This window comes from Enterobacter sp. 50588862 (assembly GCF_001462935.1).
Classification (GTDB): Bacteria; Pseudomonadota; Gammaproteobacteria; order Enterobacterales; family Enterobacteriaceae; genus Enterobacter; species Enterobacter bugandensis.
The window spans coordinates 125,217-144,031 of the sequence record NZ_LNHM01000018.1; the positions used below are offsets into that span (position 1 = coordinate 125,217).

The window sequence follows — 18,815 nt, forward strand, 5'->3', positions numbered from 1 at the left end:
TCTTCCTGGGGCATTACTGGCTCGCCTAGATAGACTTCCGTTAAAAGCCTAACGGAGGGAAGACGACATGAACTGGCAGCCTTTTCGCGGCGATGCGCCGGAAAATATGACGATTTTCAGCGCGTCATTTCCCGACGTCAGCGACCAGTGGCCGATGAAAGACGATGCTGCCCGGGAGATCGCTGCGCTCGATCGGGCGCTGAAAGCCGAGCTAGCGCTTCGCCCTCCGCAGGTCGAATATCAGGAAGGGGGGCAGGCTGTGCTCGTCCCGCAGAACCGCTATTCCGAACAGGCCTTTCGCAACCGTCCGGCGCTTACCGCATGGCGCACCCGGCTGGTGCCCTCCGCGCTGGCGCTGTTTGTGGTGCAAAACCCGCTTGAGGATCGCCTGCCGGATGGCACAAAGATGGACAGCGACAGTCGTCAGTGGTTTATCCACGCGAACGACGCCATCGGCGTGCGCGCCCGCGCCCGGGTGCTTGCCGCGCTGGTGGAGAAGTACATTCACAATGAGAGCGAGAACAACTGGGTCAGCCTGGCAAGCGGCGCCGCCATTCCGGTGCTGGAGGCGCTGCGCGAAGCAAAGTTCGATGGCCAGCAGGTCTATCTCACCCTGGTGGATAAAGACCCCGTGGCGCTTAGCTGGGCCGAAACCATGGCGGCGCAGGAAGGCATTGTGGTGGGCGAACAGCTGACCCTGCTCAGGCGCAACCTGGTGCACACGCTGGTGCGTAACGAGGACCTGCTGCTGGAGCTGGGCGAGCATCAGGCCGAACTGGTCGACGCGCTGGGGATTTTCGAATACTTCAACGACGCCGACGCGGTGATTTTTCTCCAGCGCGCGCTGCGGCTGGTCAAGCCCGGCGGGGCGGTGATTGTCTCAAACATGCTGACCAGCAGCCCGCAGATTGACTTTGTGCTGCGCGGTATCGGCTGGGAGGATATCCACCCGAGGACGCTACAGCAGCTGCAGGATATTCACCTGGCGGCGGGCGTACCGGTGGAAAACGTCACCGTGGTCGTGCCGAAGGACGGGGTGTATGCGGTGATGGAGATTAGGGTAGGGGATGAAAAACCGCACGGTCAGTTCCCGTACGGTCCGCAAGGAGTGACTTGAATTAACTTACTTATCAGCACATGATCCCCCTATGAAAATTGAAACCGCACTCCCCATACACTTCGAACGTCTGGTCGCGATCTGGGAATCCTCCGTCCGCGCCACCCATCACTTTTTACAGGAAAGCGATATCGCGGCGCTGCGCCCGTTATTGCTTAACGCGTATTTGCCAAACCTCAGCGTTGTGATGGCCCAGGATGACGCAGGCGTTATTCACGGCTTTTTAGGCGTGGATGAAAACCGCATTGAAATGCTATTTGTTGACGACGCGAGCCGCGGGAAGGGCGTTGGGAAATTGCTGCTGCAACACGCCATCGCAGCGTTCGGCGTGAACGAAGTGGATGTGAATGAGCAGAATCCGCAGGGCGTGGGATTTTATCGCCATATGGGGTTTGAGCAGGTCGGGCGCTCGGAAGTGGACGGGCAGGGGAATCCGTTTCCGTTGCTCCATATGAGGTTGGGTGGACAGGCTTAACTCCCCGTTCCTGTGGAAGAGGGAGTCTGCGAACTAGTTGCTGGTAATTTGCCCGATGATTACGCCACGTACTTTTTCGCCATCGAAGTAATACGAGACCGTATTACTCTGGATGAATCCATCCTGCACTGGTGTCTCATGATAAAAGAGCATTGCTTTCTTTTTGGCGATCTCCTTATTACCGAACAGTTTAACTAAATTCCCGTGAGTAGCATTCAACAACGGAACATTAGCGACTGAGACTTTGACAGCTTCCGTTGTTTTTGCACACTCTTTATGAATCCCATCCCTGGCTATGGCTATTGCCGTTAACAATCCTGTACCCATTTCGTTATAAGAGATGAACCAGTAATTCGTGTCATCGTCGTCATGAAGGCAGAACCAACAAGCGGAACTGTCTTTGTTGACTGGTGTGCTGGAGATGTCTGCCAGATGAGTAACCTCCATTTGCACGGTTTTCTTACCGATGGTAATAGTGGGATAGAGGGGCACTTCTGTGGGTTCTTCCGACGTTGTTCCATCATACTGATAATACCTGGCTGCGAAGCCGGACATTTGGGCTGCTGATGTATTTTGAACCAGGAATAGAAGTGCAGCCAAAATTAACAGTACTTTCATTTTAGATACCCTAATACGTAGCTCGGTTATTCCATTCGTCAGTGTAGAGAACGTTCCCGTCGCAATGCTTCCATGTAATCTTCTCGTACCTGAGTTGAATCTCTTCTAGATGCGTGCTCGTCAAGCCGGTGGGATGCAGCAGGGGTGATATAGAGGTGATTTTCACGTTCTCCATTATCATATTGAAATACTCACTCTCAACGCCCTGGTCAATAATTCGATACATTTTCAATTCTGCTTTTTTTAATGTTCTTCCTTCACACATAGCACGATATAAAACAGGCGTTGCAGCATCAAATTCCTTATGCAAATTTAAGGGGGAATGAACTCTCGTGCCTGTCAAACGACCAGTATGCGAGCTCTCAGGGATCCATACCTGATGGATAACTGAACGGATTTCAAACGATCCTAATCTCGCTGGCAGTAAGGATGGACCAACTATGGGCGAGCCATTTTCATCAAACAACCATAGATGTGCGGGAATTGACATAATTTACTCCTGTTAAATAGTAATTATCTTTTTTTACGTAAAAGGATATTGAGGCCTACAATAACTACAACTGACCATGTTGCATTCATTGCGATTTTTTCGGGTAGCCAGGTTACGGCAAATAGTGCAAATATTACGACGAATAAAAGGGGAGTTGCGCCTCTCAGGAAAAATATGAGTTGGCCTTTTAGCCAGTCTTTAATAGCTTTAATCATCCCTTTATCATCCTTGAAATCGCGTATGCAATGTCGCTGTCTGAAGCATAGGCTTGGTTAAGTATGGGGGACCTCATTATTATGGGCTCAATCAAGAAAAACATCATTTCAAGCTCTTCCTGATAAAGGAGATTATAGTAATAAGCATTATAATTTTTTAGATGGTTGGCGCTTCTGGATGCTTGCTCAACGATGCCATAAACTTTTAAACCAAGGACAGCATAAGTAGAAAACGATGTGATCTTTTCTTTCATCCAAATGTTGGTATGAACACTACTAAAAATTGCAATAGTTGCCGAATATATAAAAGCCTGGCTGGAGAGCATCGATGATGAAATTGATAAACCTAAACGCATAAGATTTATTTGTATGTTATGTATTCTTTTTTCACTCTTGTTACTTAATAGGCTTTTAATATAAATATAAAGCATCTTATAGATAATGTCTCTGTGTTTTATTAACTGGACGATACCTGTCAAAAATCTTGAGTCTTCTTTGCGTAATCGTAAACATACATCCTGATAGTTTTCAGTAAAGCACGATAGCTGATAGCTTAATCGCGTTGCCCCATCATCTAACAGTTGCGCTTGCTTTAATACTTCATCTTTTACGCCTGTTAAGGCGTGATCTAACTTTAGTGCCAATATTTTATTCGCATCCATTGATGTTATTAATGAGTCGCTATAATACATATTGCACCTTTTAACAGTAAACATAGGTACAAGTTTCTATTAATATTATATTTCTGCTGTGATGCATATCGCAATAATTTATACGTAATGAAAAATTCAGATATTTTAATCTTCGCATTATATTTGTCGTGAATAATTGTTGGCTATTAATTTAGATATTATATGAGCGTGAGAATGAGGGCGTTAGATCCGTTGCATATTAGTTTAATAGCCGTATGGCCGCTAAAGGCGAAACTGGGAGCCATGAGCTGAGCGTAACTACGAGTGTAGCTTTGAGATTGTAGTGATCACTCAGTGGAAATCTGATGTCACCTTTCCGGGCCAACTATCCGGAATTTCCGGATAGTTGAATGCTGATCAATGTCGCCATCAGAAATTCTATTTATGAGATATTAGTTGATGGTTCGAACAGGGAGCTTAGATCGCTGCAAGCGCGTCCTCTATCTCAATGAGCGTTTATCCTGCAACCGCTTCCTGCTCGTTATACGCCACCAGAATGATACATCCTTTCATGACCTTTACAGTGACATGCTGTCCGGTATCAAACCCCGCCGCGCGCAGCTACTTGCCAGAAAGGATGATTTTCAGCGTCGATTTGTCGAAAACATTTGGGCAGTATCCCATAATCAACGAACGCTCGGTTCCGGATTGGTCGGTGTCTGGATAGAATGTGAATCAGTTATAATCAACTCATTGATAGTTGGTATGGTAGACGCCCTTTAGTGCTCCAACACTGCTGGGCGTTGTCAGGAATTTATAATCCATGTGGTAGGTACCACATGCGGAAAAACTAACCGAAGTGGTACCTACCATGCAAGAGAAAAAGAAACCAAATTTTGACCGCACAAAGAGCACGATGAAAAACATCCGGTTCGAGGATGAGCTTTTGGGGCAGATTGAGAAGGCTGCGGGGAAAGGGAATTTTAGTAAGTGGGTTAAAGAAGCTTGTAGGCTTAGGCTTATGAATAAGTAGCTATCATGGTTTTTAATTTGGTGATGGTAATAAGGGAATAAATGATAAGTTATAGAACTATAATAAAAAACTTATCATTTATGATTATCCTGAAGTTTGCGATTAAAAAATGATTAAAAAACTTTTAACCAAATCTACTCTTAAATTTTTGCGAACTAACTCGACGCTGCATTTTACCATTGCAGTTGGGGCATAGATGTTGTTTCTTTCCCTGGATTTTCCATGTGTAATATTTTTTCTTGAAATAAGTTTGGCAGATATCACACCGTCTGGGCTTGAATATGGTACAAATAATAGCCATTAGAATCACCGCACCAATAATCCATTCCATTACAGCTTCCCTTAAATATTTTTTGAATAAGTAAAAGGATAACACTCAATATTCAAATGAATAATTGATCAAGCTCACATAAGGTGGTTGCAATAAGCGGTTCTATTTACGAGTGACGTTTTTTATTATCGAGGTGAATGGCATTTTTGGCGGAAGATCACAGGAGTCGAACCTGCCCGGGAACGCTGGCGCCCCCAACTGGATTTGAAGTCCAGCCACCTCACCGGAGATGACGATCTTCCGCGCCTCGATTGCTACATGGAGGCGGGGCGCATTATAGCTACTTTCAGGCATTTACCACATACCCCACACCACTTTTTTCACCTCTCTTTTGACCTGTACCCCCCTGTTTCAGCTAATTCCTAAGAAAATCCTCAGGTTAGCCTTTTGTGCTCTCCAACATTTATCGCGATCACAAAAAACAAGAAACGTAATCTGCTAACCAGAAAACGCAATACCCGCCGTTGAAACAATGGTTTAAAACCAATGCAACCGGTCTCAGCGCCCCCTACAGCGTGAAGGATAAAAAATATGAGCGAAGCATTGTCAGTAAAAGAGAAGATTGGCTATGGCATGGGTGACGCCGCCAGCCACATCATTTTTGATAACGTCATGTTGTACATGATGTTTTTCTACACTGATATTTTCGGCATTCCCGCCGGGTTTGTCGGCACCATGTTTCTGCTAGCCCGCGCGCTGGATGCAATCTCTGACCCGTGCATGGGGCTGATTGCCGACCGCACCCGCAGCCGCTGGGGCAAGTTCCGTCCGTGGATTTTGTTCGGTTCCATCCCGTTCGGCATCGTCTGCGTGCTGGCCTACACTACACCGGACCTCAGCCTCAACGGCAAAATGATTTACGCCGCTATCACCTACACGCTGCTGACCCTGCTCTATACCGTGGTCAACATCCCGTACTGCGCGCTGGGTGGGGTAATCACCAGCGACCCGACGCAGCGTATCTCCCTTCAGTCCTGGCGCTTCGTGCTGGCGACGGCGGGTGGCATGCTCTCCACGGTGCTGATGATGCCGCTGGTGAAGCTGATTGGCGGAGAAGATAAGGCGTTCGGCTTCCAGGGCGGGATCGCCGTGCTGTCGGTGGTCGCGTTCCTGATGCTGGCGTTCTGCTTCTTCACCACCAAAGAGCGCATCCAGGTGCCGCCGAGCACCACCTCCATGCGGGAAGACCTGCGCGATATCTGGCAAAACGACCAGTGGCGCATCGTCGGCGTGCTGACCATCCTCAATATCCTCGCCGTCTGCGTGCGCGGCGGGGCGATGATGTACTACTGCACCTGGATCATGGGCTCGCCGGAGGTGTTCGTCGCATTTCTCACCACCTACTGCGTCGGCAATCTGATCGGCTCCGCGCTGGCGAAACCGCTCACCGACTGGAAGTGCAAGGTCAGCATCTTCTGGTGGACCAACGCCGCGCTGGCGGTGGTCAGCGTGGCGATGTTCTTCGTCCCGATGCACGCCACGGTGCTGATGTTCGCCTTTATCTTCGTTATCGGCGTGCTGCACCAGCTGGTGACGCCAATCCAGTGGGTAATGATGTCCGATACCGTCGACTACGGCGAATGGACCAACGGCAAACGCCTGACCGGCATCAGCTTTGCGGGCACGCTGTTCGTGCTGAAGCTCGGCCTGGCGCTGGGCGGGGCGATGATCGGCTGGATGCTGGCAGGCGGCGGCTACGACGCGGCGGCCAAAACCCAGAACAGCGCGACCATCAGTATCATTATCGGCCTGTTTACGCTGGCGCCGGCGATCTGCTACGTGCTGAGCGCCATTATCGCCAAACGCTACTACACGCTGAAAACCCCCTTCCTGACCAAAATCCTGGGCGAGCTGGCGCAGGGCGCGCGCCGCAATCAGCAGGATTTTGAAAACCTGCCGGTCAGCAAAGAATTGCAGAACTAAGAGGACGAAAGCATGAAAATCAGTGATGGAAACTGGCTTATTCAACCGGGCCTGAACGTGACCTGTCCGGTTCAGGTGTTCGACGTGGAGCAGCAGGGCAATGACCTGGTGGTGTATGTTGCGCCGCGCGACGTGCGTGAGCGCACCTGGCAGCTCGACACGTTGATGTTCACGGTGCGTCTGTTTTCCCCGCAGGAAGGGATTGTCGGGGTGCGCATCGAGCACTTCCAGGGCGCGCTGAACAACGGCCCGCACTATCCGCTGAACGTTCTGAAAGACGTGAAGGTCGAGATTGAAAACAACGCCGAATTTGCCGAGCTGAAAAGCGGCAGCGTCAGCGTGCGCGTCACCAAAGGCGAGTTCTGGGCGCTGGATTTCCTGCGCAACGGCCAGCGCATTACCGGCAGCCAGCTGAAAAACAACGGCTACGTGCAGGACAGCAATACCGACCGCAATTATGTGTTCGAACGTCTGGATCTGGGCGTGGGGGAAACGGTCTACGGCCTGGGCGAGCGCTTTACCGCGCTGGTGCGCAACGGCCAGACGGTCGAAACCTGGAACCGCGACGGCGGCACCAGCACCGAGCAGTCCTACAAAAATATCCCGTTCTACCTGACCAACCGCAGCTACGGCGTGCTGGTGAATCACCCGGAAAACGTCTCGTTTGAAGTCGGCTCCGAGAAGGTGTCCAAAGTACAGTTCAGCGTGGAAGGGGAATATCTCGAGTATTTCGTGATCGACGGCCCGACGCCAAAAGAGGTGCTGAACCGCTATACGCAGTTCACCGGGCGTCCGGCGCTGCCGCCGGCGTGGTCGTTCGGCCTGTGGCTGACCACGTCGTTCACCACCAACTACGACGAAGCGACGGTCAACAGCTTTATCGACGGCATGGCCGAGCGCGACCTGCCTCTGCACGTGTTCCACTTCGACTGCTTCTGGATGAAGGCCTTCCAGTGGTGCGACTTCGAGTGGGACCCGGTGACCTTCCCGGATCCGGAAGGGATGATCCGCCGCCTGAAAGAGAAAGGGCTGAAGGTCTGCGTGTGGATTAACCCGTACATCGGCCAGAAATCCCCGATTTTCCGCGAGCTGAAAGAGAAGGGCTACCTGCTCAAGCGTCCGGACGGCTCCCTGTGGCAGTGGGACAAATGGCAGCCGGGGCTGGCGATTTACGACTTCACCAATCCGGACGCATGCCGGTGGTATGCCGACAAGCTGAAAGGCCTGGTGGATATCGGCGTTGACTGCTTCAAGACCGACTTCGGCGAGCGTATCCCGACCGACGTGCAGTGGTTCGACGGTTCCGATCCGCAGAAGATGCACAACCACTACGCCTACATTTATAACGAACTGGTGTGGAACGTGCTGAAAGAGACGGTGGGGGAAGAGGAGGCGGTGCTGTTTGCCCGCTCCGCGTCCGTCGGAGCGCAACAGTTCCCGGTACACTGGGGCGGCGACTGCTACGCCAACTACGAGTCGATGGCGGAAAGCCTGCGCGGTGGGCTGTCGATTGGCCTGTCCGGCTTCGGGTTCTGGAGCCACGATATCGGCGGGTTCGAAAACACCGCTCCGGCGCACGTCTATAAACGCTGGTGCGCGTTCGGGCTGTTCTCCAGCCACAGCCGTCTGCACGGCAGCAAATCCTACCGCGTGCCGTGGGCGTACGATGACGAGTCCTGCGACGTGGTGCGCCACTTCACGCAGCTGAAGTGTCAGCTGATGCCGTACTTGTACCGTCAGGCGGCGCTGGCCCGCGAGTTCGGCACGCCGATGCTGCGCGCGATGATGCTGGAGTTCCCGGACGATCCGGCGTGCGATTACCTCGACCGTCAGTACATGCTGGGGGATTCCATGATGGTGGCGCCGGTGTTCTCCGAGGCGGGGGATGTGCAGTTCTACCTGCCGGAAGGCCGCTGGACGCACCTGTGGCACAACGACGAAATCCATGGCAGCCGCTGGCATAAGCAGCAGCACGATTTTATGAGCCTGCCGGTCTACGTGCGCGACAACACGCTGCTGGCGCTCGGTAACAATAACCAGAAGCCGGACTACGCCTGGAACGAGGGGACGGCCTTCCAGCTGTTTAACCTGGAGGATGGCGCAGCGGCGGTGAGCGAAGTGCCTGCGCCGGACGGGTCTGTGGCATTTACGCTGAAGGCGTCACGTCGGGGCGACATTGTGACCTTTACCGGCGCGGGTGACGCGAAAAACTGGTCAGTGTGCTTGCGCAACGTGCAGAAGGTGAGTGGCGTGAAAGGCGGTTCGCACGCGGGCAGCGAGTGGGGTGTGGTGGTGAAAGCGGAGGGGGATGAGGTGGTGGTTCAGCTCTGAGGTGGAAAATGCCCGGTGGCGCTTCGCTTACCGGGCCTAAGGTAATTATGCGCTCTGATGCCCTCACCCTGACCCTCTCCCACAGGGAGAGGGAACAAACATCAAAAACTTTATTGCACAGGCGTTGAAACCACGCCGCCCGTCATCGTCTGCTCAACCTGCTGCTTATCCATATTCACCGCGCTCAGCTTCCCATTCACCGTCGGCTTCAGTGGGGCATTCGCCTGCACGCTGCCGCTGGCGGTCATCTGAATATTGCCGTCGCCCGTAATCGGTAACGCAGGCCAGCCCCACTGCTGCAGCACGTTGAGCGGTACGCCGCGCCCGTTCAGGCTCACCGTGGTCTGCCGCTGCGGGAGTTGTGAAACGGTCGCCGTGGCTTCCAGAATACCTTTCTCGGTAAAGGCACTCAGGTCGCTAATGTTCACCGTGGCGGCGTTGGCATTCAGCGCCAGCGACGGACGGCGCACGTCGACGCGGTTAAAGGTCGCCGCCGCGCCGTTTAATGTTGCGCTGCCGCCCCAGACGCCCCAGTGGCGATCTTTCGCCAGCTGCAGGTTTGCGCCGTAGCCGTCCAGGGAGGTGATCTGCCACGGGAAGGCGGGATCGATGTCGATCACCAGGTTGCGGCTCAGGCCAAATTTTTGCAGCGTGACGCTGTTCAGCCATTCCGGCAGCGGCTCCATCCACAGCGTTTTCCAGTTTTCAGGAAGGGTGTACTCCAGCCCGGCGATGGCAACATCGTCCAGAACCAGCGCTTTACCGTCGCGCAGCCAGTTGCCGGACGTGCGCACCATACCGCCCTCCCAGCGGGAGGTGAACTGACGCAGCGCTATGCCCTGCGGGGAAAACTCCGCATTCAGGATCGGGTCAAACAGATGCAGCGAGCCGAAGATAAACTCGCTGGCGTTCATGGACAGGCGACCTTCCTGGCTCTGCCAGTCGCCTTTGCTGAGAGTCAGGTTGCGCAGGCTTAAGTCGAGATCGGTCACCGCCCAGTCCGGGCCCTGCAGGCGGGCATCGGTGACCTCCAGACGGCCAATTTGCAGGGAGGGGATGGTAGCCAGCGGCGCGAAGAACGCTTTCAGCGTTTTGTCGCTCTGCAGGCGGATCTCGTTCAGGCGCATGGTGTCGATTATCCAGCTTCCGTCAGCATTACGCAGGGCGGAGCCAGTGAGCGAGCCACGGGCCATATCGGCACCAATGGTGTTCAGCACCACCTCCTTGCCGTTCAACTGGCCGTCGATTAGCACGTTGGTGGCCGGTACGCCGTTCAGGGTCAGCGAGCCGGCGCTCATCTGGATCTTCGCGTTTTTACCCAGCACGTTCCCGGCTTCTGGCTGCCATGGGCTGACGCCGCCCGTGACCTTCTGTGCGCTCAGATCCCATTCAGTATTCGGGCTGTTAAAGGCCATGTTGTTCAGCTGCAGACGATCGGCCTGGAAGGGCAGCGGCGCTGTTTGAGGCGAGAGATTCAGCGTGCCGTCGAACAGGGTGATAGTGCCCATGTGCAGCGGAGCGGTGATCTGACGGCTGCTCAGGCCAATATCGACTTTTTTGGCAACTAATGTGGCGGGTTTACCGTCCCGCCCAAAGGTGACATTTTCCAGAATGAGGTGGGAAGGCGATGAAAAGCGGTGATTCATCTTGTCGAAACTGAGTTCGTAGTCGGTATTCACCGTAATCCAGCTGCTGACCTGCGCCGCGCCCCAGCGGGTCTGGAGCAAAATATAGAGCGCCAGCAGCACAATAAGCAGGGCTACCAGAAGATAGACGAGTAGCTTTCCAATAAATTTCATGGTCTTCCATCCCGCGAAACGAACATAAGGGAGTTATGCACGATTTATGCGCAATGCTCAAGGCGGGAATGGTGTAATTAGATGTCACGGCAGGCATTGACTGCCTGCCGTGAGGGAGATCAGTTCTTCTCAGGCGGGAAAACGAGGTTCAGCACGATAGCGGTGATACCGCCCGCGGCAATGCCGGAAGAGAGCAGGTTTTTAACCCAGTCCGGCGCAAACTGCAGGATCAGCGGCTGCTGGGAAACACCCAGACCAACGGCCAGCGACAGCGCGATAATCATGATCGCGCGACGGTTCAGCGGCTCGCGGGAGACGATACGCACGCCGGAGGCCGCGATAGTCCCAAACATCACCAGCGTTGCGCCGCCCAGCACCGGCTCAGGAATGTGCTGCACAAAGCCGCTCACCGCCGGGAACAGGCCGAGGACGATCAGCATCAGCGCCACCACGAAACCAACGTAGCGGCTGGCCACGCCGGTCAGCTGGATCACACCGTTGTTCTGGCCGAAGCAGGAGTTCGGGAAGGTGTTGAATACCGCAGAGACAAACGAGTTCAGGCCGTTCGCCAGCACGCCGCCTTTCAGACGCTTCATGTACAGCGGGCCGGACACCGGCTGCTCAGAGACGTCGGAGGTAGCGGTGATATCACCGATGGTCTCCAGAGAAGTAATCATAAAGACCAGCATCAGCGGCAGGAGCAGACCCCAGTCTATGCCCAGGCCGTAATAAAGCGGCGTTGGGACGGTGATTAGCGCGCTGTTGGTCGGCGCGGTGTTCTCCGGCAGCATCCCCAGCGCCCACGCCAGCAGATAGCCCGCCGCCATGGCGATCACCAGCGAGGCCACGCGCAGGTAAGGGTTACGCTGACGGTTAAGCAGAATGATGATCGCCAGCACCACGCCCGCCAGCAGCAGGTTTTTCGGCGCGCCGAAGGTGTGGTCGCTCATTGCCGCGTAGCCGCCACCGATGGAGGTGAGGCCCACCTGAATTAGCGACAGGCCGATAATCATCACCACCACGCCGGAAACCAACGGGGTGATCACACGGCGAGCCAGGTGCAGCACGCGGGAGATGACCATCTCCGTGCAGCTTGCCAGCATCAGCGTGCCGAACAGCGCCGCCATCATCGTCGGAACATCCGCACCGCCGGTTTTCAGCGCCGTACCGCCCATGATCAGCGGCGCCACGAAGTTAAAGCTGGTGCCCTGAATCGACAGTAGCCCAGACCCCACCGGGCCCCAGGCTTTAATTTGAATAATGGAGGCCACGCCGGAGGCGAACAGAGACATACTGATAATGTGCTGCGTGTCCTGCGCCGGTAAACCGAGCGCCTGGCAAATCAGCAGCGCCGGGGTGATCACCGCAACAAACATCGCCAGAAGATGCTGGCAGGCGGCAAAAAGCGTCTGCGGCAGCGGCGGTCGGTCTTCAAGGCGGTAAATCAGTTCGCTATTTTGCTTCTGCGCAATCGGTTGCGCATCTGGCGATTCTATGGTGTTAACGGACATCGGCGGCAATCCCACGGTGGAAAAGCGGGCATTTTATCTGACCACCTGGTAAAAGCAAACGATTGCCAGCAAAAAAAAGGAAGAAAATCTGCCGCTGTGAGCAGGTTTTTTACAACCTATCGGAAAAAAAAATTACACTTTTTGCGCCGGGGGCTCATGACGAGCGCAAACCGGCCCAGGATAACGCCGCGTGTGTATGGAATACGCGCATAACAGGAGCCTTTTATGATTCATCTCGATACGTTGTCGACCCTTGTTGCCGCAACGCTGGTTCTTCTGCTTGGTCGCAAGCTGGTCCACAGCGTTTCCTTTCTGAAAAAATACACTATTCCTGAACCTGTCGCCGGCGGTCTGCTGGTGGCGCTGGCCTTGCTGATACTGAAAAAAAGCATGGGCTGGGAAATTGATTTTGATATGTCCCTGAAAGACCCGCTGATGCTGGCTTTCTTTGCCACTATCGGCCTGAACGCCAACCTGGCGAGCCTGCGCTCGGGCGGTAAGGTGCTCGGCGTATTCCTGATTGTGGTGGTGGGGCTGCTGCTGATGCAGAACGCCATTGGCATCGGTATGGCAACGCTGCTGGGGCTGGATCCGCTGATGGGGCTGCTGGCGGGGTCGATTACCCTTTCGGGCGGTCACGGCACCGGCGCGGCGTGGAGCAAGCTGTTCATCGAACGCTACGGTTTTGAAAACGCGACGGAAGTGGCGATGGCCTGCGCGACCTTTGGCCTGGTACTGGGTGGCCTGATTGGCGGCCCGGTAGCGCGTTATCTGGTGAAGCACTCCACCACGCCGAATGGCAGACCGGACGATGAAATGGTGCCGACCGCGTTTGAAAAACCGGACGTTGGCCGCAGCATCACCTCGCTGGTGATGATTGAAACCATCGCGATGATTGCCATCTGCCTGACCGTGGGCAAAGTGGTTGCGCAATGGCTGGCGGGTACCGCGTTTGAACTGCCGACGTTTGTCTGCGTGCTGTTTATCGGGGTGATCCTGAGCAACGGTCTGGCGCTGATGGGCTTCTATCGCGTGTTTGACCGTGCGGTATCGGTGCTTGGCAACGTCTGTCTGTCGCTGTTCCTGGCGATGGCGCTGATGAGCCTGAAGCTGTGGGAGCTGGCCTCGCTGGCGCTGCCGATGGTGGCGATTCTGGCGGTGCAGGCGCTGTTTATGGCGCTTTATGCCATGTTCGTGACCTGGCGCATGATGGGGAAAAACTATGATGCGGCGGTGCTGGCGGCCGGTCACTGCGGGTTTGGTCTGGGGGCTACCCCAACGGCTATCGCCAACATGCAGGCGATCACCGAACGGTTCGGGCCATCGCATATGGCGTTTCTGGTGGTCCCGATGGTCGGCGCATTCTTCATTGATATCGTCAACGCGCTGGTGATCAAGCTGTACCTGATGCTGCCGATATTTGCCTGAGATCAGGCGTTGGAATACCGTTCGGTTTCCGGCATCCAGCGCTCAATTAACGCTGCCGCCTGTTCGGGGTAGCGTTCATGAATATGGCGCGCAAGGCGCTGAACTTCGGGGATCATGGCCTGATCGCGCAGTAAATCCGCCACTTTGAATTCAGCATTTCCCGTCTGGCGCGTGCCCAGTAGTTCGCCCGGGCCGCGTATCTCCAGGTCTTTTTGCGCAATCACAAAGCCGTCGTTGCTGTCGCGCAGCACCTGCAGTCGCATCTGGGCGGTTTTTGAAAGCGGAGCTTTGTAAAGCAGCACGCAGTGAGACGCTACCGCGCCGCGGCCAACGCGCCCGCGCAGCTGGTGGAGCTGGGCAAGCCCCAGACGTTCCGGGTTTTCGATGATCATCAAACTGGAGTTGGGGACGTCAACGCCCACTTCGATGACCGTCGTCGCGACCAGCAAATGCAGTACCCCCTGTTTGAAGGATTGCATCACCGCCTGCTTCTCGGCAGGCTTCATGCGTCCGTGAACCAGGCCAACGTTCAGCTCGGGCAGTGCCAGCTTGAGCTCTTCCCACGTCGCTTCGGCGGCCTGGGCTTCCAGCAGTTCCGACTCTTCAATCAGGGTACAGACCCAGTAGGCCTGGCGCCCTTCATGGGTGCAGGCGTTGCGCACGCGGTCAATGATGTCGCTGCGGCGCGTATCCGGTATGGCGACCGTCGTCACCGGCGTTCGGCCCGGCGGCAGTTCGTCGATGGTAGAGGTATCCAGATCGGCGTAAGCCGTCATCGCCAGGGTACGCGGGATCGGCGTGGCGGTCATGATCAGCTGATGCGGGTGGAAGCCCTGCTGCAGCCCTTTTTCCCACAGCGCCAGACGCTGATGCACGCCGAAGCGGTGCTGTTCATCGATAATCACCAGCGCAAGGCCGTTGAACTGCACCTGCTCCTGGAAGATAGCGTGCGTGCCGACAATCATCTGCACCTGCCCGCTGGCGATGGCCTCCTGTTGCGCAAGACGCGCTTTGCCTTTTTGCTTTCCGGCGAGCCAGCCCACCTCAATCCCGAGCGGTGCGAACCAGGCGCGGAAATTATTGGCGTGCTGCTCGGCCAGCAGCTCTGTCGGTGCCATCAGGGCGACCTGTTTGCCGTGGGCGATGGCGCGTAACGCGGCCAGGGCGGCAACCAGCGTTTTACCTGAGCCTACGTCGCCCTGCACCAGGCGCATCATCGGCACGTCGAGCGCCATGTCGCGCTCAATCTCGGCGGTGACGCGCGCCTGCGCGCCGGTGGGCTTAAAGGGTAGCGAGGCCAGCAGCTTATCTTTGAGCACATCATTCGGGCTTAACGGCTGAGCGTGGAAACGCTGCGCGCCGGCGCGCAGCGCCAGCATGCTCAGGTTATGCGCCAGTAATTCCTCAAGGATAAGACGCCGTTGGGCGGGGTGTTTACCGCTTTCTAAATCGCTGAGCTGCAGCGTTGGCGGCGGGCGGTGCAGGGTGCGCAGCGCCTCGGGCAGGCTCATCATCCCCTGAGCCAGTTCTGGCGGCAGCAGTTCGGTAATGGCACAGGTGTCCAGCAGCTCCAGCGCCTGATCGGTGAGCTTACGCAGCGTCGCCTGCTTGATGCCTTCGGTCGTCGGGTAAACCGGGGTGAGCGTCTCCTGCAGCTCCGGCGTGCTGAGATCGCCCTGCACGCGGTACTCCGGGTGGATCATCTCTGCGCCGTATTTCCCGCGTTTGGCTTCGCCATAGGCCAGCACTCTGCGGCCTGTCGCCAGGCTGTTTTTCATTGCAGCGCTGAAGTTGAAGAAACGCATGGTGAGGATGCCGGTGCCGTCGCTGATCTGACAGGTCATCATCCGGCGTCCGCCGAAAGTGATGTTGCAGTTCAGGACTTCGCCTTCAACGGTGGCGTAAATAGCGGGAAGCAGATCGCCAATCTTGTAAAGCTGGGTGCGGTCTTCGTAACGCAGGGGGAGGTGAAGCAGGAGATCCTGTACGGTGTGCAGGCCAATTTTTGCCAGCTTATTGCTTTGCGCCGCGCCCACGCCCGTCAGGCTGTTGAGCGGGATAGCATCCAGCAGGCGGCCTTTCATCGGTTACCCGGCGTACTGCATAGTGGCCCACCACTCGGCATCGGCTTCAATTTCGCCCTGCGCGTTGACGTGGGGGTAAGGCAATTTTTTCTGCTTCGCAACGCGAGCCAGCACCGGATAGCCACCTTCAAACAGCAGGCGCTGCTGTTCTTCTTCCGGCAGCATGCTGTTGCTGCGCTCGTACATCCCGGCGTTCTGACGCTGGCGCTGCGCTTCATACAGAATGAGCGCGGACGCCACGGAGACGTTAAGGGACTGGACCATGCCGATCATCGGAATGATGATGTCCCGATCCGCCAGATCCAGCGCTTCATGGGAGATCCCGGTTTTCTCCTGACCCATCAAAATGCAGGTCGGACGGGTGTAGTCGATCTCGCGGAAATCCACGGCCTTATCGGACAGGTTTGTCGCCAGGATCTGCATCCCGCGTCCTTTCAGATGCGATACGGCATCGCCAATCGTCTGGTGAGATTTGACGGATACCCAGCTGTTACTGCCTGCCGCAGCAGAGACCATGGTTCGCATCCGGTGACCCGGCCAGACGGCGTGCACTTCATGCACGCCGACGGCATCTGCGGTACGGACGATGGCAGAGACGTTATGAGGTTTATGCACCTGCTCCATGCAGACCGTCAGGTCAGGCTGGCGTCTGGCAAGCATTTCGCAGATACGGGCATAACGTTGTGAATTCATAAACCTAGTTTCGGTTTCGGGTGACTTTAATCACGTCCGGCATGACGCGGATCTTGCGCATAATGTTCGCCAGATGCACGCGGTCGCGAGCGGTCAGACGAATAAAGGCGCTATAGACGCGGCCGTCTTTTTCTTCCGTATTCAGGCTCTGAATGTTGGACGAGGCCGTGTTGATGGCTGCCGTCAGGTTTGCCAGGGCACCCTGGTGGTTGAACATATCCACCTTAATTTCGGTGATAAATTCCTGCGCCGTCTCTTTATCCCACTCGACCGCCATAAACTTCTCGGCTTCTTTCTGGTAGCCGCGAATGTTACGACAGGATTCATGGTGGATAACCAGCCCTTTGCCCGGACTGACGTGCGCAATAATCGGGTCGCCAGGGATTGGACGGCAACATTTTGCGAAGGTGATCAGCACCCCGTCCGCGCCTTTGATCGGCAGATGAGCATGGCCGGATGCGCCTGGAGCAGATGGCGTCGCTTCGCCCTGCTGCAGGTTTTTCGCCACCACGACGCTCATCGCGTTACCCAGACCAATTTCCGCCAGCAGATCGTCCAGAGACGTGAGCTTCATACGGTCGAGTTCACGCTGAATATGCTCCGGTGGGATCTCAGCCAGCTTGCGGCTGCCGCCCAACGCGTGGTTGAGCAGACGACGCCCCAGGCTGACGGAGTCATCGCGCTTGAGGTTTTTCAACAGCTGACGAATTTTGGCACGCGCTTTGGAACTCACGACAAAGTTCAGCCAGGCCGCGTTCGGACGTGCGCCCGGCGCGGTAATAATTTCGACCGTCTGGCCACTGGAGAGCGGTTGAGACAGCGGGTAAGGCTGTCTGTCGACGCGCGCGCCCACGCAGGCGTGCCCGATATCGGTATGCACGGCGTAGGCGAAGTCGACCGGCGTTGCGCCCGCAGGCAGTTCGACAATGCGGCCTTCTGGGGTGAAAACGTAAATCTCATCCGGGAAGAGATCGGATTTAACGCTCTCGATAAATTCGAACGAGCTACCCGCACTCTGCTGAAGCTCCAGCAGGCTCTGCATCCAGCGCTGGGCGCGGATTTGCGCAGTGGTGCTGCTTTCGCCACCGTGCTCTTTGTAAGCCCAGTGTGCGGCTACACCCATCTCTGCCATCTGGTCCATGTCTTCGGTGCGGATCTGCACTTCAACAGGCACGCCGTGCGGACCGATCATCGAGGTATGCAAAGATTGATAACCGTTCGCTTTCGGAATGGCGATGTAATCTTTCATGCGCCCCGGGCGCGGTTTATAGAGGCTGTGCATCTGCCCCAGCACGCGGTAGCAGGTGTCAGAGTCGTGGACGATTACGCGGAACGCGTAGATATCCATGATCGAGTGAAAACGCTGCTCTTTGAGCACCATTTTGCAGTAGATGGAGTAAAGATGTTTTTCGCGACCGCTGACGCGGCACGGGATTCCCGCTTCCTGCAAACGCCCTTCAATTTCAGAGAGGATCTTTTGAATCATCTCTTTACGGTTACCGCGTGCGGCTTTCACCACCTCTTTAATCACGCGATAACGGTTCGGGTACAACGCTTCAAAGCCCAGCTCTTCCAGCTCGGTTTTGATGTGGTGGATACCTAAACGGTGCGCCAGCGGACTGTAAATTTCGAGGGTTTCACGGGCAATGCGGCGACGTTTATCCGGGCGAAGTGAGCCCAGCGTGCGCATGTTGTGGGTACGGTCAGCGAGTTTGATGAGAATGACGCGGATATCCTGCACCATCGCCATAATCATCTTGCGGAAGTTTTCGGCTTGCGCCTCTTTCTTGTCGCGGAATTTCAGCTTATCAAGCTTAGAGACCCCTTCCACCAGCTCGGCAACGCTTTTGCCAAACAGCTGTTCCATATCCTGGTAGGTGGCAGGGGTATCTTCGATCACGTCGTGCAGCAGGGCAGCCATCAGCGTTTCGTAGTCGAGTTTCATCTCGGCCAGAATACAGGCTACCGCAACCGGGTGCGTGATGTAGGGTTCACCGCTTGAACGTGTCTGGCCCTCGTGAGCGTCACGTGCAACGAGATACGCCTGCTGAAGACGCTTAATCTGGTCTTCAGGCAGGTAGATTTGAATCAGTTGATTCAGGCTTTCAAACAGATACAAGGGCGACCCGCAGGTT

Annotated in this window: 14 protein-coding genes, 1 tRNA gene and 1 pseudogene; 6 read left to right on the forward strand and 10 right to left on the reverse strand. The window is 55.5% G+C overall.

The window, feature by feature from the left end:
• Positions 1–67: 67 nt before the first annotated feature.
• Both APT89_RS07305 and APT89_RS07310 read left to right on the forward strand, forming a co-directional pair.
• Positions 68–1,117, forward strand: coding sequence for a class I SAM-dependent methyltransferase (locus APT89_RS07305; protein ID WP_060571986.1), 1,050 nt, complete (start codon positions 68–70; stop codon positions 1,115–1,117).
• Positions 1,118–1,148: 31 nt separating this feature from the next.
• A complete protein-coding gene (locus APT89_RS07310) occupies positions 1,149–1,592 on the forward strand; it encodes an acetyltransferase (protein WP_060571987.1) in 444 nt (147 codons plus the stop codon).
• A 33-nt stretch (positions 1,593–1,625) separates the two neighbouring features.
• Here the strand turns inward: APT89_RS07310 and APT89_RS07315 are convergent, their stop codons facing one another.
• From APT89_RS07315 to APT89_RS23235, 4 genes and pseudogenes are all read right to left on the reverse strand, one after another.
• A complete protein-coding gene (locus APT89_RS07315) occupies positions 1,626–2,210 on the reverse strand; it encodes a hypothetical protein (RefSeq protein WP_239689082.1) in 585 nt (194 codons plus the stop codon).
• Between the two features lie 10 nt (positions 2,211–2,220).
• Positions 2,221–2,700, reverse strand: a complete 480-nt coding sequence (locus tag APT89_RS07320; protein WP_060571988.1) for an Hcp family type VI secretion system effector — start codon at positions 2,698–2,700, stop codon at positions 2,221–2,223.
• Between the two features lie 211 nt (positions 2,701–2,911).
• The gene (locus tag APT89_RS07330; RefSeq protein WP_072201704.1) at positions 2,912–3,607 is read right to left on the reverse strand and encodes a hypothetical protein; all 696 of its coding nucleotides are present in this window, start codon (positions 3,605–3,607) and stop codon (positions 2,912–2,914) included.
• Positions 3,608–4,024: 417 nt separating this feature from the next.
• Positions 4,025–4,290: pseudogene (locus APT89_RS23235) on the reverse strand (SymE family type I addiction module toxin).
• Positions 4,291–4,418: 128 nt separating this feature from the next.
• Between APT89_RS23235 and APT89_RS23240 the strand changes: the two are divergent.
• Positions 4,419–4,580, forward strand: coding sequence for a YlcI/YnfO family protein (locus APT89_RS23240; protein ID WP_065421064.1), 162 nt, complete (start codon positions 4,419–4,421; stop codon positions 4,578–4,580).
• 478 nt (positions 4,581–5,058) lie between these two features.
• On the opposite strand, the gene APT89_RS07335 is transcribed toward APT89_RS23240, so the two are convergent.
• Positions 5,059–5,153 (reverse strand) — tRNA-Sec (locus tag APT89_RS07335).
• Positions 5,154–5,442: 289 nt separating this feature from the next.
• Here APT89_RS07335 and APT89_RS07340 point away from each other — a divergent pair.
• Positions 5,443–6,834 (forward strand): glycoside-pentoside-hexuronide family transporter, encoded by a 1,392-nt coding sequence (locus APT89_RS07340; protein WP_060571991.1) that lies wholly within the window; start codon positions 5,443–5,445, stop codon positions 6,832–6,834.
• Between the two features lie 12 nt (positions 6,835–6,846).
• Positions 6,847–9,165 (forward strand): alpha-xylosidase, encoded by a 2,319-nt coding sequence (gene yicI / locus APT89_RS07345; RefSeq protein WP_060571992.1) that lies wholly within the window; start codon positions 6,847–6,849, stop codon positions 9,163–9,165.
• Between the two features lie 110 nt (positions 9,166–9,275).
• On the opposite strand, the gene APT89_RS07350 is transcribed toward yicI, so the two are convergent.
• Together APT89_RS07350 and xanP are read right to left on the reverse strand one after the other, a co-directional pair.
• Positions 9,276–10,964, reverse strand: a complete 1,689-nt coding sequence (locus tag APT89_RS07350) for an AsmA family protein (RefSeq protein ID WP_060571993.1) — start codon at positions 10,962–10,964, stop codon at positions 9,276–9,278.
• 119 nt (positions 10,965–11,083) lie between these two features.
• Entirely contained in the window at positions 11,084–12,475 is a 1,392-nt protein-coding gene (gene xanP, locus APT89_RS07355; RefSeq protein WP_014881972.1) for a xanthine/proton symporter XanP, read from the reverse strand.
• A 225-nt stretch (positions 12,476–12,700) separates the two neighbouring features.
• On the opposite strand from xanP, the gene gltS reads away from it, so the two are divergent.
• Positions 12,701–13,903, forward strand: coding sequence for a sodium/glutamate symporter (gene gltS, locus APT89_RS07360; RefSeq protein ID WP_028015008.1), 1,203 nt, complete (start codon positions 12,701–12,703; stop codon positions 13,901–13,903).
• A gap of 2 nt (positions 13,904–13,905) precedes the next feature.
• On the opposite strand, the gene recG is transcribed toward gltS, so the two are convergent.
• From recG to spoT, 3 genes are read right to left on the reverse strand one after another with little or no spacing between them, the layout of a single operon-like run.
• Positions 13,906–15,987, reverse strand: coding sequence for an ATP-dependent DNA helicase RecG (gene recG / locus APT89_RS07365; RefSeq protein WP_060571994.1), 2,082 nt, complete (start codon positions 15,985–15,987; stop codon positions 13,906–13,908).
• Between the two features lie 3 nt (positions 15,988–15,990).
• Positions 15,991–16,680 carry a tRNA (guanosine(18)-2'-O)-methyltransferase TrmH gene (gene trmH / locus APT89_RS23990; RefSeq protein WP_041911675.1) on the reverse strand — a complete coding sequence of 230 codons (690 nt, stop codon included), beginning with the start codon at positions 16,678–16,680 and terminating at the stop codon, positions 15,991–15,993.
• 4 nt (positions 16,681–16,684) lie between these two features.
• Positions 16,685–18,799 (reverse strand): bifunctional GTP diphosphokinase/guanosine-3',5'-bis pyrophosphate 3'-pyrophosphohydrolase, encoded by a 2,115-nt coding sequence (gene spoT / locus APT89_RS07375; protein WP_045630233.1) that lies wholly within the window; start codon positions 18,797–18,799, stop codon positions 16,685–16,687.
• Positions 18,800–18,815 lie beyond the last annotated feature (16 nt).